Raw genomic sequence first — 13,872 nt, forward strand, 5'->3', positions numbered from 1 at the left:
ATAGATGTCAGCAGACCAATCGAGTCAGCCAGAGCTGGAAAGACGCATCGGATTGCGCGACGCCATTGTTGTTATTGCCGGCAATATGATTGGCGTCGGCATTTTTATCATGCCGCCCCTGGTGGCCGGCGCCGCGGGCAATCCATGGGCATTTCTCTTCTTATGGCTGGCCGGCGGGCTGATTGCCTTTGCCGGCGCCATGAGTTCCGCCGAACTTGGCATTCTGATGCCGCAGGCGGGCGGCGATTACATTTTTCTTAAACGCACCTACGGTCTGTTCTTTGGGTTTCTATACGGATACTTGAGTTTGCTGTTTTCCTATACTGGTTCGATTGCCGCCATGGCCACCGCTGTAGCCAGCTACCAGGGTGGCACGCTCTTTGGTTCGGCGATGGAGCAGACGCTCCTGACTCTGCCAGGGCTGGAGGCGCAAACGTGGTCTTTTCAACTCAGGCATGCCGTCGCCTGTGCGCTGGTTCTCTCGATTACACTGATCAATCACTTTGGCATTATGCGGGGTATGATCCTGCAGCGTCTGGCGACTCTGGCGCCGGCGGCGGCTCTGGGCATCATTGCTGTTGCCGCACTTGGCGCAGCGCTATCAGGCGACGCCAGCATGGAGAATTTACGTCACAATCTAAACGGGCCCCTGGCCTTGCCTGGCTTTTCGGCCCTTGGCGCCGGGCTGCTTCCGGTCTTTTTTGCCTTCACGGGCTGGAATGTTACGCTCTATCTGGCGGAAGACATCAAACAGCCGGAGCGCAATATTCCACTTTCGATGATCATTGGCGTTGCCGCCGTAACGGCGCTTTACTTATTGTTTTGTCTGTCGTTGCTGGCTTCGACGCCTTTTGAAAGCCTTCAAACCAACCACCCGGCGGATGTTTCCGCTCTGGCTGCGGGGCATTTTCTAGGGCAAAACGCCGGCGCGTTGATGGCTATCGTCATAGCCCTGTTCATCATGAGCAGTCTGAATACCACCATTCTTGGGGGCAGTCGACTTTATCTGGCCATGGCTCGCGATCGCGTCTTCCTGGAGAGCGTAGGGAAACTCCATCGCCGATTTCAGACGCCGCATATTGCGCTGTGGCTGCAGGCCGGTCTCGCCTGTCTCTTGATTCTGGTCATGCGCAACCTGGATGCGATTTTGAATCTTTCGGTCATGGTGATGCTCTTTCTTTCGATGCTAACCATCTCCTGCGTTTTCGTTTTGCGACGCCGACTTGGCGCGGCGCATGCGGTCCATACCATGCAGAACAAGGCCTTGGCCCGCGCTCTTGGTTATCCGTTGCTGCCGGTCTTCTACATTGGTGCGCTGGCGGCGATTATCGCCTCCGCTCTGGTCTTTGATCCGGGCAGCCGGGTCTCAGCGCTCGCGGCGGGTGTTATGACTGTCATTGGCCTGGTCATCTTCAGTATCTGGCGCCGGAATCGACCGGAGCTGGCGCCGTGAAAGTCCGTAGCATAGCGATCAGCTGCGCAGCGTTCTGGTTGCTGCCCTTGCTGGTGGTCTGCAGCGGTCCAGGTCAGGCTGCGCCGGGAATGGACGCTGAGCTGACAGCGCTGCGCGGCGAAAACGAGTTGCTATTGCCGGCTGCACCGGGTTCTAACGGAACTGTAGCGCTCACGCTATTCTGTCCGCGAGCAGGCGCATTGCGCGGCGCCGTACTGCTATTGCCCGGCTGGAAATTTTCCCGTCACCGCTGGTTGGAAGAAACGGCTCTCTACAATGAGGCCTCGCAGCGCGGTCTATGTCTGGCGGCGCCAGAGATGAATACGACTTTATATGAATCGGCCTATTATCCCGAAACCCGTCTGCGTTGGTCGACGATGCCAGGCCAACAGTGGGTCCTGCAAATTTTGATTCCGGAATTGCAGAAACGCGGTCTCTTTCGGGAAGGGCAGTCTAACTTTCTGCTTGGGCTTTCAACCGGAGCGCGCGGCGTAGCGCTGCTGGCCCTGGCCCGGTCGACGCTCTGGAGCGCCGCGGCCGCACTATCTGGCGACTTTGACCAGCGCCGCATGCCGCGCGATCGTTTGATGAACGGCGTCTACGGACCGCTGCACCAATTTCCCGAGCGCTGGGCAGGCCCGGACAATCCGCAGATTCGGGCGGCGGAATGGAAGACGCCGCTCTACATTGCCCACGGCCGCAATGACGCCGTAGTGCCCTTTGAGCAAAGCGAGCGTTTTTTCTCCGAGCTGCGTCGATTGCACCCGCAACTCCCAATCGAGTTTTCATCGCCGGCCGCGGGCCATGATTTTGGGTTCTGGAGCTCGCAGCTGCAGCCGGCATTCAAGTTCTTTGATCTTGTCGCGCCGTCGACCGCTGACTGATCAGTTTTGCTGTGCGTCTCTTTCGCTCTGGCCGCCGGCCACGGCCCCGGAGGCGGCCGGCGTATCGGCCCGTTCGCGCAAAAAGTATTCCTGCACTGTGGCAATGCCTGCCGGCGCTTCGTCTGGCGAGTAAAAGCTAAAATCGTAGAGCTGTGACCGCGTACTGAATTCGCGGGCCGAGCGCGGTCGGAGTTCTTCCCAGCCGCGTCCGCTGCGTCGCAGTCGCAATCCGCCTGCGCCTTGTTCGATCTCGATCGATACGCCGTTCAAGGGATTGCGATAAGAGCCAGGCAGCAGCTGCGCAACCTGGCTGCCGGCAACGCTTTGTTGAAATCGATTCACCGGTGCGGACGCGCCGGCGATGGCTGTAGCCAGAAGCGCCAGCCGATTCTGCAAATCAGGAATGCGCGCCATCAGATCATCGACCATGGCCGGCGGATTTCCCAGGTAGACAATAGCTACGCCATGCTCTGGAAACATCTGGACCCAAGACATGACGCCATCGGCGCCGCCAATATGATAAAAGCTTACGATATGGCCGGCGCGACGTTCGACCCGCCAGGCCAGGCCGCAATAGGCGTGAGCGTCGCCGTCGGGAAAGAAGAGCGGCGCCCGCAGCATGCGATCCACGGTTTCGTCATCCAGCAGGCGTTGACCGCGAATGCCTCGCCCGCGCTGCAACCAGAGTGCGGCATACGCGGCAAGGTCAGGCAGCGTCATGGTCAATCCATAGGCGCCGCTGTGATGATCGGTGAAACGGGCGCGGTCCATGCCGCCCGGTTCAAAGATATGTTTGGCGTAGTATTCAGGGATGCTCAGGCCGGTCTTCCTCTTGATGATTTCGCCCAACAAGATGAAGCCGTGGTTCGAATAGCGGTAGTGGCTGCCAGCAGGATAGACCTGCAACGGCAACGCAAAGGGCATGCCGCTATTCGGCGGCTGCTTCCATTCCGGATTCTGGTAATAGCGCAAATCCGGAAGACCGCCGGTATGGGACAGCAGGTCGGCGATGGTTACGTTTCTGGAACGCAGCTCATAGCGTGAGATATGCACGTCTGGCAGATGGCGGGTTACCGGGTCATCGAGACGCACTTTACCGCTTTCCACCAGCTGCATCATCGCCAGTCCGGTGACGGTCTTGGTAATTGATGCCAATCCGTAGGAGCGCGTTGGATCGGTTCTGTAATAGGTCGACCAAACCAGTCGACCGTTCGCAACCACGCCCGCGGCAACCGAGGGAGTCAGCCCTCGTGCGGCAGAGTCGCCAATCCAGGCCTCAACCAGTCGGATATAGCGTTGTGTGTCCTCCGCCTCAAGACGCAACTCTATGGGATCGGCGGCCTGCCAGAGAGGAGAAGAACCGAAACTGGAACAGTACGGACGCAGCACAAGAATGGTCGGCATTGCCGCCAGTAGCCAGAGAAGTCCGCGCGCTTTGCTATCGCCCATTTTGCTGCTGACGCGGGCGGCGGTAAATGGAACTGACTTCAGTATCCGGCCGCGCCGACCATATTAGACGAAGAATCGACGAATTGGTTTGCGGCGTCAAGATAACGTCCGCCCAGAAGCGGATTTGTGTCACGGAAACCATAGAGCAAGGGCGAACGAAAGTCGGGCGGATTGGCAATGGTTGCCATGGCCCCGCCCTGCGTCAGGAAATAGCGCATCTCCGCAAAGGTATTGTACCAGACCCCGGTGTGGTAGACCTCTGCGGGATGTCCGTGCCGGTACTGCACGCGCACGCCAAGGGCGTAGTACATCTCATCCCGCCCAACACGACCTTTCAGAAATGCCGGCGGAGCAATCATTTCGGCGCGCATCTGAGCAGACAGCAAGGGGCGGGGGCTGCGCTCGTCAAAGACCACCGAAAGAAAGCGGCCCATATCGGCCACGGTGCTGTTCAGTCCCGCGGCGCCATTGGATGCTGGCGAAAGCCTCGAATGGTCCATCCCGGCCGGTCGCAGCACCTGATTCGTAACATATTCGTCGAATCGCTCGCCGGAAACGCGCTCAATCAGGCAGGCCAGTACATTGTAATTAAAATTGGAGTAAAAATGTGATTCCCCGGCTGGCTTATATTGCGAAGGAATGTAGAGCGCCATTCCGCTATGCGGGCAGCGCAGGTTTGTTCCGCCGCCCCGGGCAAAATAGGGCAGGCCAGAACTATGTTGCAATAGATGGCGAATTGTGACCGCTCGCCCGCCTTCCGGACGCTGAGCAAAACTCAGCTCGGGAAGGTAGCGTCCGATCTCATCATCGAGCTGGAGTCGCCCCTGATCAGCCAGCTCCAGGACTGCCACCGCCGTGAAGGTCTTGGCCACCGATGCTACCGGAAAGAGGCTATCGACGTTCAAACCATGTTCGCTGCGGTACAGTGTGGCCCCTTCGCGGGTAATGGCCATGGCGGCCATCGGGATAGAGGCGCCGCCGGTGGCTGCGGCCATGTGCTTGTCCAGTTCTGTCGCTGCGCGCTGTACGGCGTCGCTGCTGCGCAGTTCCGGCTGGGTTTCCCTGGCCCAGCGAGCAAAACCCCGTTGCGGCCCGCCGTCACGAACGTAGGCTGCAAGGGTCAGACCCCAGGGGCTTTCTGCAATTGGCGCGGGCTGGCCGCCTTCTCCGGCAATGCTCTGGACCAATGCGGCCAGCAGGAGCCCTGTCATCAGGCTGCCGGCGCGCCATAGCCAGCGGGTAGCGCGCTTGCGATGAGAATGATTACGGCCTGGCAGCATTCTGTCTAAAAAACGGGCGATCACTTCCATATTTGGATCGGCCCCTGGCCTGCGCCTTTGAGTAAAAAGGCGCAGGTGCAGCACTTTTTTTGTGCACCGCAACAAGTCAAGCTCAAGTCACTGCGGCTGGCGGACCCGATACGGCCTCCAGGCGTCCACAGTTTGCGCTAATTGGCGCTAAATTGGGGCCCGGGAGTGGCAAGTGCCGAGAAAGGCTTGAGTTTGTCTCTGCGCCAGGGCTTACTGTGTTCAGGAGTCCTCTATGTTGCGTGAGATTTCTGCCGCCCATGAGAACAATTCGGCCAGCCACATGGTCTCGAAGAGCCAGCTGACCACGCACAACATGCCCGCTCCCGTGGCGCTGCTCAGCGAGTCGGATGCCGCCCGTCAGCCCGAAAGCGATCTGCGCACGGTCGGCGCCAAAACCGGTCAAAGGCCGCTGGAAAATTTTCGCATTAATCTGCTGGCCTGATTGTGCTCAGCGGCAATTACTTCGAAGACAATCCCGACTTGCGCTTCAATCTGCAGCGCTGCCTGGACTGGGATCGCATTGTAGCGCGACGGGAACGCTCCTTTCGCGATGCAAAGCGCTATCAGCAAGAAGGCGACGAGCGCTTTGCTCTGGCCCCCGCCGATCTGGCGCAGGCGCAGAGTTTCTATTTCGAATCGCTGCAGCTGGCGGGCGAATTTGCCGGCAAGCGCGTCGCTCCTTGTGCGCGCAGCATGGAGCAGCACGGACTTAAGCTGAAAAACGGGTCGGTGCAATTCCCGCCGGACTATGCGCGGCTCTATCAGGAAGCGGCGGACTCTGGATTTCTTTCCTTTCCTCTGCCGCGCGAGTGGGGCGGTCTCAATTTTCCGCTGCCAGTATCCATGGCCTTGAAGGAGATGCTGACTCGCGCTGACAACTCCTTTGAGATTTCCGTGGCGGTCAGTTTTCTGGCAGATGTGCTCCGACGCTTTGGTCCAGAGGACTTGAAGCAGCTTTACATACCGCAGATTGTTTCCGGCCAGCTTTCGGCAGCCATGGCATTGACCGAACCGGACTATGGATCGGACCTGGCGCACGTGCGCACACGCGCCGAACTGCAGGCCGACGGCAGCTATCGTATCAGCGGCGCCAAACGCTTCATTACCCATGGTTGCGGCGTTGGCGACCGACCGGCGATCCTCTTCACGTTGGCGCGCACCTCTGGCGATGGGGCCCGCGGCCTTTCCTTTTTTCTGGTGCACGGCAAGGACGTCGAAGTGTCGCGCATTGAACACAAACTGGGACTGGTTTGTTCGCCGACCTGCGAGATTGTCTACGACAACGCGCCGGCAGTGCTGATCGGCAGGGAAGGCGAGGGATTGATCAAGTATGTGATGTCCATGCTAAATGGCGGACGCATGGGCGTGGCAGTTGAGTCCGTGGGAATTTCTCAGGCGGCGTTGAGCGAGGCGCGCAAGTACGCCAGCGAGCGAAAGCAATTTGGCGCGGCAATCGAAACGCATCCGGCAGTGGCGCGGATGCTGGACGAGATGGACGCCCGGCTGCAGGCCAATCGCGCCCTGGTCTTTCAGGCCGCACAATATGTGGAACTCTACGAGCAGCGCTGTGAGGAATTGATTGAGGCCGGGCATGGCGATCGCGAAATACGTCGCGACGAAGAAGCAAGCCGTCTGGATCGAATCTCGCATCTGTGGACTTCGCTGGCCAAGCTGGAATGTTCAGAGGGCGCCAATCGGATTGCCTACGATGCAATGCAAATTCATGGCGGCGTCGGCTTTACCGAGGAGTTTGATATTGCGCGTATCTTTCGTGATGCGCGCATTTCCACAATTTACGAGGGAACTTCGCAAATTCATATCAACGCAGCGCTGGCGGCATTCACCAGCGGCCTTGGCGAGCGCGATGTCGTTCATCTGGATTTTCACGAGCGCATTGAGAATCTAGGCGACGACTCTCGCAAAGAGCAATGTCGCGCCCTTTACCAGCGGGCGCGGGCCGTGGCACAATGCGTTTTGCAGCTGGCGCGTAGCGAGCGCGACTATCTGGCGCGCGATGCAGTGGAATCCGTAGCCGCGGCGCTGGCGACGGCGCTGCTGGCAGCACAGTGTGATTTGCTGGAAGGCGAATGGTCGGGCGAATTTGCGGAACGTAAGCGCAAGGCCTTCGAGGTCTATTTGCGTCTGGCCCGTCAGCGGGTGGCGGCCGCCCAGGCGGCCCTGCCGGAGCCGGCCGCCGGTTGAGTGCGTTTTTTGTTTGCGGCGTTGCCTGTCCTGTCCGCTGCCTGTCCTTGACGCTGGGTGCGGCCGCGGCTACGGCCTGAGACTCTCCTTGTCCTCGCGGGCGCGCGGAGAGAAGCCCTCGAACCTGACGGTTAAGACCGGCGAAGGGAAGCGCGGCAGGTCGGTATTCATTCCGTCCCGATTGCAGCCCGAGCGCCGGCGGAGTACTGCATGGGATCTGCTGCCAATCCATTTCAAACTGCTTCCGTCCAGGAAAGCTTGAGTCTCGGGCCCATTCCCGGTTCCAGCAAGGAGTATCTTGTTCCCGATCAGTTGCGCGTTCCGGTGCGCAAAGTGGAGCTGGAGGACGGGCAGCGTCTGCGCCTTTACGACACTTCCGGTCCCTATACAGAACACAACTTTCAGGTGGATTTGCAGCGCGGCCTGCCGCCGCTACGCGCTCCGTGGATACAGGCTCGCGCCGCATCGCCCGGCGCACGGGTGACGCAAATGCACTACGCCCGGCGCGGCGAAATCACTCCGGAGATGGAGTTTGTGGCGCTGCGCGAGAATCTGACGCCGGAATTTGTGCGCGATGAACTGGCCCGCGGTCGCGCCATTCTGCCGGCCAACATCCGACACCCCGAGCTGGAGCCGATGTGCATTGGCCGCAACTTTCTGGTGAAGGTGAATGCCAATATCGGCAATTCGGCGGTGAAGAGTTCTATTGCCGAAGAAGTGGAGAAGCTGGTCTGGGCCATTCGCTGGGGCGCGGACACAGTCATGGATCTGTCCACTGGCGCGCAAATTCACGAAACCCGCGAATGGATCCTGCGCAACAGTCCGGTTCCGATCGGCACCGTGCCGATCTACCAGGCCCTGGAAAAAGCTGGCGGCCGCGCCGAAGACCTCAGCTGGGAAATCTACCGCGACGTTTTGATCGAGCAGGCCGAGCAGGGCGTCGATTACTTCACCATTCATGCCGGCGTATTGCTGCGCTACGTGCCGCTGACCGCCGGCCGAATCACCGGCATCGTCAGTCGCGGCGGGGCGATTATGGCCAAATGGTGCCTGGCTCACCATCAGGAGAACTTCCTCTACACGCGCTGGGATGAGATTTGCGAGATACTATCAGCTTACGATATTTCGGTATCGATTGGCGATGGACTCCGTCCTGGATCGGTTGCCGACGCCAATGACGAGGCGCAATTTGCCGAACTGAAAACGCAGGGCGAACTCACCTTGCGCGCCTGGGATTTTGATGTGCAGGTGATGAACGAAGGTCCGGGTCATGTGCCGATGCACATGATCGCCGAAAACATGCAAAAACAACTGGAGTGGTGCCACGAGGCGCCCTTCTATACGCTTGGTCCGCTGGTTACTGATATTGCGCCGGGCTACGATCACCTTGCGTCGGCCATCGGCGCCGCCATGATTGGCGCCAGTGGCTGCGCCATGCTATGCTATGTAACTCCCAAGGAACACCTGGGACTGCCCGATCGCGACGATGTGAAACAGGGCGTCATCGCCTACAAGATTGCAGCGCATTCCGCCGATCTGGCCAAGAATCATCCGGGCGCCCGTGATCGCGACGACGCGCTCAGTCGCGCCCGCTTTTCGTTTCGCTGGCGCGACCAGTACCGACTGGCCATAGACCCGGAAACAGCGCAGGCCTTTCACGATGAGACATTGCCCGCCGAGGGCGCACAGAAGGCGCACTTCTGTTCCATGTGCGGACCAAAGTTTTGTTCGATGGAACTCAGCCAGCAGCTCCGTGATCAGGAGGCGGCGCACGGAATGGCCCAGAAAAGCGCCGAATTTCGCAGCGGAGGCGGCGAACTCTACCGTGCTGCCTCAGATCCGGTCTCGGCGTCGTCGCCAAAGTAGGGACGAAGCCGCCGTTCAAAGCGCCGCAAGGCCTCGCCGGCATAGCGTTCGTAGACTTGCGTAGCCCGCTCGGCCCCAAGCTTCTCCTGGTTGCGTTTGATATAGATCTCGGCGCGGCGAATCAGGCGGCGGGTCATCGGAAATTCGGAAAACAGGGTTTCGCGATCTGCCTCGGCGGCTGCCGCGCGCCGCGCCAGGCGGTAAAGACGCCGATTCTCTGGATGTTCATAGTGTTCCATTGGCGGCGCGCTCAGGAAAACCCGCGCAGGATTATGCAGCAGCGGCAGGCTATCGACAAAGGCCTCGCGATTTGTCGGCTCTTCGAATCCTTCAATGTGCGCCCCCGCAGCGCTTAGATTGACCAGGCGAATAGAAAGGCGAGCCGCTGATTCCTCAAACCACTGTCGGTACAGCGACAGCACAAAGTCGCCAAGGGTTTGTTCGCCGTCCATGGCGGTCACTGGCATCGTTTCCCGGCGTCGCACGATGCGCTCATTGATCGTTTCGAAACTCAGCGTTCGGCCAAGTTGCGCCAGCCAGCGTTCCGTATGGTGCGTTCCCGAGCAGTGGATCTTGCGGCCGGTGTAGGCAAGGTCCTGGCCAATCAAAATGATTGGATCGCAGCCAAGATTGCGCAAGAGATCGAAAGCGGTGGTTGCGACAGAACCGCCGCTCTGCAGCCCGCCAATGGGACCATGCAAGCGCTCGGCGTGTTCCGCGCCAGGCGTGTCCTCGCGCCGGAGCCGCCCGTCGACCGCGGCGGTGATTCGCGTTGTAGTAGAAAAGATCAGTCGCTGTGCATGCAGAGCGCGCAAGGTGAAGGGCGAGGCCACCAGGTCGGCAAAGAGCAGGCACTCAGAGAGCCGCTCCTCGCCCGCCAGATGCCGCAAGGTGTGCTTCTGTGCATCCAGTGTGATAACGCCATGGGGCGCCAGGCCGTAGCGTAACATTGGTTTCAGCGATGCGTCACAGGCCAGGATGAAAGCGCGCTCTTTCAAGCGAGCCAGCAAAGGCAGACTGGAACGCAGCGAAGGACCGGTGGAGACGACCACTCCCGGCATGCCGGCCAGCGCGCCGGCAAAGGCGCCAACTGTGGCCGCCGGGCGATCCGCGCTTTGCGGCGGGAGCAGACGTGAATTGATCACAATATTGGCAATCCATGATTGTTCAAACTCAAAGCGAGTGAGGAGGTCGGACATGCGCGAGCGCAACAGGCTGCGAATGCGCCGCTCGGCGCGCTCGTAGTAGTCTGCGTCCGCTCGCTGCGTCGCTGGATGACGCACGAAACGGATGCCGCTCAAGCTATCGGCGGGCAGCGCCTCCAGGTACTGATCCAGCAGTTGCAATCCGTCCTCGCCCGCAAAGAGATGAGCGTTGGGCCGCAGCAGGAGGGCCTCAAATCCCGGATATTGAGTGGCAACCAGTTGCGCCAATCGCAAGTTCTGCTCCAGCACCAGCAGAATTTGTTGCTCCTTCATGCGCTCTAGCATCAGCAAGGGCGCCAGTGGATTGGCCAAACCCAGCAGTACGACAATTTGAGCGCGATGCATCCGCGCCTCTTGCGGGGGCAACATACGCTCTGCCTCGCGTCGCAGATCATAGCGTGAAGCCAGAAACTGCTCTCCTTCGCGGCGCACCAGCACCGGGACCGCTTCGCCGGCGCGCGTTGGTCGCAGCTGATAGGACTCGGCCGGCGCTTCGGCGCTGCGCGGCGCAGAGTCCGCCTGCAAGTAGCGCAAAAGGTACGGCTTACGGCGCAAGATCTCGGCAATCAGTTGCGGCTCATGCATGGGGGCTGTGAATCAAGCGTGGATAACTCAGGGGCCAGGACTGGCAAAAAGAGGCTGACCACCGGCGGCCTGCCGGCATCCTGGAGGGGTCGCAATTCCAATACGACATAATCCTGAGGCGGCCCTTGAGGGCCGGGGGACGCGCTGTGAAGGTTCTGAAAATACGCATGATCGGTTTCAAGTCCTTCGCCGACGAAACGCAGATCGATTTGCAGCCCGGCATCACCTGCATTGTCGGACCCAATGGCTGCGGCAAATCAAACATTCTCGATGCCGTGCGCTGGGTGCTGGGTGAAAAGAGCGCAAAAGGTCTGCGCGGAAAAAGCATGGAAGACGTGGTCTTTCTGGGCTCAGAGCAGCGCAAGCAGGCCGGCATGGCCGAGGTCGAAATCCATTTCGAGAACCGCGATCGCGCCCTGAAGATAGACGCGGATGAGGTCGTGGTTGGCCGCCGCCTGTATCTTTCCAGCGCCAGCGAATACTATCTCAACGGAAAGCGCTGCACGCGTCGTGAGGTGGAGCGCGCCTTTCTGGATACAGGCATTGGCAAGTCGGCCTACTCCATCATGGAGCAGGGACGGATGTCAGAGATCCTGAAAAGCACCCCCGAAGCGCGCCGCGTCCTGCTGGACGAGGCGGCCGGCGTCGCTCGCTTCAAGGCCGAACGCCGTGAAACTCTGGATCGCCTGGACGCTACGGAGCAGAACTTGCTGCGGCTTGGAGATATTCTCAGAGCCCGCCGCGAGGAGATGGATCATCTGGAGCGTCAGGCCAAAAAGACGCGGCGCTATCTGGAACTGAAAGAAAAGCTCGATCTACACGATCTGCATCTGCGCTACCTCAATCTGCGCTCCTTGCAGGAGCGAAGCCGTCGCGCCGAAGAGAAGCTCGGCGAATTGAAGCGCCGACGCGATCAGTCCCTGGAAAAGAAGCGTCAGGCTGAAGAGCGCATCGAGGCTATCGAACGCGAAAATCAGCGCGAAATCGAGGAGATGCATCGACTCGACCGCGAAATGCATCAGGATATTTCAGCGCTGGAGAATATGCGCAGCGGTCTGGAACGACTGGATTCGGAGAAGCGCGAACGTCTGCGCAAGCGAGACCTGCTCGACCAGCGTTTGCATGAAGAAGAACGCAAGCATGGCGACCTCGAGAAAAGGCACCAGTCCTCTTTGCAGCTGGAGTTGAACCTCAATGCAGACATCGAAGACTTGCTGCGGCGCAACACCGAACTGGACGATCGGCTGGAGGCGCTGCGCAAGCGCCTGGATGAAAACCTTGCGGCAGTGCAATCCGGCCGGCTAGAAATAGAAGCCGGCGAACATCGACAGGCTGAATTGCTTGGCGAGCTTCAAAGCGTCACCCACGATCTAATCCTGGAGCTGGAACGCAAGAAACGAGAACTGGAGCAGCGCGAGCCGCAACGCGTGGAATTGCGCGAGGAATTGACTGGCCGGCTGCAGCGCGGCGCCGATTTGCTGCGCCTTGCGGAGCAAAGACTGGCAGCCGGAGAGGGCGACTTTGATCTGGCGGAGCGCATCCGCGCCCTGGACTTCAGGCGCGCGCTTGATGAGTTTGAGCGCTATGAAGCCATGGAGCAAGAACTGCGCACGGTGCTCTTTGATCGCAGCGGTCTTCTGGCGAGGAAAGAAGGACTCGATGCTGAGTTGCAGGAGATTGCGCGTCGTCGAGAAGAACTCCAGCAGCAGGAACGCAAGCTGGAACAGGAGCGGCGTCAGCTTGCGGAAAGTCTGGAGAGCGATCGCGGACACAAGCGCGAACTGGAACTATCTATCAAAGACGCCGAGGTACGGCGTGAATCACAGGTGCGCGAACGCGAGGGGCTGGCGGCCCAGCTTCAAGAGTCCGGAGAGCGCCTGCGCTACTTGCGAGAGGAACGGCAATCTCTGGAGTCTGAATTCCAGAATCTGAGCGCCGAAGAGCAGCGCATGATCGAAGAGATTCGCGCTGTCGAAGAACGGACGCGGGCTCACAGTCAGCAGATCCACGAGCTCAAGAAAAAGATCGAAGCCAGCCGCCTGGAAGCAGGGCGGCTGCGCGAGGCGGCGCGCGCCGAGGCCGAAACCTCAGAACGCGCGCTGCCGGAAATCGGTCTTCAGGAGCGGGCCGCCGAACAGGTGCGTATTTCGATGAGTTCGTTAGAAGAGGATCTCTACAATGATTACCAGATGAGCCCCGGCGAGTTGATCGAGCGGATTGGCGAGCGAAAGCTGGAGCGCGCGCGAGAAGAAACTGAATTTCGCAAGATCCAGTCTGAAATCAAGGAACTGGGCGCATTCAACGCACTGGCCATCGAGGAACTGGAGCGGGCGCGCGAGGGATATGGCGAGCTGGACGGGCAACGCAAGGATATCGAAGAGGCGCGCAAGAATATCTTGAGCATTCTCAAAGACATTGATGCCCGCTCTCGTTCGCAGTTTACCGATGCAATGGAACGCATCCAGTTGAATTTTGCCGAGATTTTTGGCGTCCTCTTTGGCGGCGGGCGGGCCAATCTCTCTTTGACTGAGCCCGAGGATCCAATGAACAGCGGCGTGGACATCATGGTGCAACCGCCCGGCAAGAAGAACTCGACCATTTCGTTGCTTTCCGGCGGAGAACAGAGCATGACGGCCATTGCCCTGATGTTCGCCATATATCTGGTTCGACCCTCGCCCTTCTGTTTCCTTGACGAGATTGACGCCCCTCTGGACGACACCAATGTGGCCCGCTTTCTGCGGATGCTGGCGCGGTTCGCGCCGCGAACGCAGTTTTTGGTCATTACTCACAACAAGCTCACCATGTCGCGCGCTGAAGGAATCTTTGGCGTCACGCAAGAAGAGCCAGGCATTTCGCGGATTGTTTCAGTCAGACTCAAAGAGGCGCAGGAAAGCGCAGTTTAGGGACGAAGGTCGGCG

General features: G+C 59.6%; 9 protein-coding genes and 1 riboswitch. Of the genes, 6 read left to right on the forward strand and 3 right to left on the reverse strand.

Annotated features, from left to right (window positions below):
• Positions 1–4: 4 nt before the first annotated feature.
• Positions 5–1,453, forward strand: a complete 1,449-nt coding sequence (locus K1X75_03370) for an APC family permease (GenBank protein MBX7057080.1) — start codon at positions 5–7, stop codon at positions 1,451–1,453.
• Positions 1,450–2,337 carry a prolyl oligopeptidase family serine peptidase gene (locus K1X75_03375; protein MBX7057081.1) on the forward strand — a complete coding sequence of 296 codons (888 nt, stop codon included), beginning with the start codon at positions 1,450–1,452 and terminating at the stop codon, positions 2,335–2,337. The genes K1X75_03370 and K1X75_03375 overlap by 4 nt, the downstream gene beginning before the upstream one ends.
• On the opposite strand, the gene K1X75_03380 is transcribed toward K1X75_03375, so the two are convergent.
• Both K1X75_03380 and K1X75_03385 read right to left on the reverse strand, forming a co-directional pair.
• The gene (locus K1X75_03380) at positions 2,338–3,786 is read right to left on the reverse strand and encodes a beta-lactamase family protein (protein MBX7057082.1); all 1,449 of its coding nucleotides are present in this window, start codon (positions 3,784–3,786) and stop codon (positions 2,338–2,340) included.
• A gap of 38 nt (positions 3,787–3,824) precedes the next feature.
• On the reverse strand, positions 3,825–4,997 hold the full coding sequence (locus K1X75_03385; GenBank protein MBX7057083.1) for a beta-lactamase family protein: 1,173 nt from the start codon (positions 4,995–4,997) through the stop codon (positions 3,825–3,827).
• A gap of 331 nt (positions 4,998–5,328) precedes the next feature.
• Here K1X75_03385 and K1X75_03390 point away from each other — a divergent pair, with 331 nt between their 5' ends.
• The 3 genes from K1X75_03390 (at position 5,329) to thiC (ending at position 9,164) form a co-directional block, all read left to right on the forward strand.
• Positions 5,329–5,538: a hypothetical protein gene (locus tag K1X75_03390; protein ID MBX7057084.1), complete on the forward strand. Its 210-nt coding sequence runs from the start codon at positions 5,329–5,331 to the stop codon at positions 5,536–5,538.
• A 2-nt stretch (positions 5,539–5,540) separates the two neighbouring features.
• Positions 5,541–7,298: an acyl-CoA dehydrogenase family protein gene (locus K1X75_03395; GenBank protein ID MBX7057085.1), complete on the forward strand. Its 1,758-nt coding sequence runs from the start codon at positions 5,541–5,543 to the stop codon at positions 7,296–7,298.
• A 45-nt stretch (positions 7,299–7,343) separates the two neighbouring features.
• Positions 7,344–7,464, forward strand: a riboswitch (TPP riboswitch).
• A gap of 44 nt (positions 7,465–7,508) precedes the next feature.
• Positions 7,509–9,164, forward strand: coding sequence for a phosphomethylpyrimidine synthase ThiC (gene thiC, locus K1X75_03400; protein MBX7057086.1), 1,656 nt, complete (start codon positions 7,509–7,511; stop codon positions 9,162–9,164).
• On the opposite strand, the gene K1X75_03405 is transcribed toward thiC, so the two are convergent.
• Positions 9,119–10,954 (reverse strand): DUF115 domain-containing protein, encoded by a 1,836-nt coding sequence (locus tag K1X75_03405; GenBank protein ID MBX7057087.1) that lies wholly within the window; start codon positions 10,952–10,954, stop codon positions 9,119–9,121. The genes thiC and K1X75_03405 overlap by 46 nt on opposite strands.
• 146 nt (positions 10,955–11,100) lie before the next feature.
• Here K1X75_03405 and K1X75_03410 point away from each other — a divergent pair, with 146 nt between their 5' ends.
• Positions 11,101–13,857, forward strand: coding sequence for an AAA family ATPase (locus K1X75_03410; GenBank protein MBX7057088.1), 2,757 nt, complete (start codon positions 11,101–11,103; stop codon positions 13,855–13,857).
• Positions 13,858–13,872 lie beyond the last annotated feature (15 nt).

It is taken from the genome of Leptospirales bacterium, assembly GCA_019694655.1.
Taxonomy (GTDB): Bacteria; Spirochaetota; Leptospiria; order Leptospirales; family Leptonemataceae; genus SSF53.

Coding starts and splice junctions, on each gene's coding strand:
- K1X75_03370 (MBX7057080.1), top strand. CDS start 5: ATGTCAGCAGACCAATCGAGTCAGCCAGAGCTGGAAAGACGCATCGGA.
- K1X75_03380 (MBX7057082.1), bottom strand. CDS start 3,786: ATGGGCGATAGCAAAGCGCGCGGACTTCTCTGGCTACTGGCGGCAATG.
- K1X75_03385 (MBX7057083.1), bottom strand. CDS start 4,997: ATGACAGGGCTCCTGCTGGCCGCATTGGTCCAGAGCATTGCCGGAGAA.
- K1X75_03390 (MBX7057084.1), top strand. CDS start 5,329: ATGTTGCGTGAGATTTCTGCCGCCCATGAGAACAATTCGGCCAGCCAC.
- thiC (MBX7057086.1), top strand. CDS start 7,509: ATGGGATCTGCTGCCAATCCATTTCAAACTGCTTCCGTCCAGGAAAGC.
- K1X75_03405 (MBX7057087.1), bottom strand. CDS start 10,954: ATGCATGAGCCGCAACTGATTGCCGAGATCTTGCGCCGTAAGCCGTAC.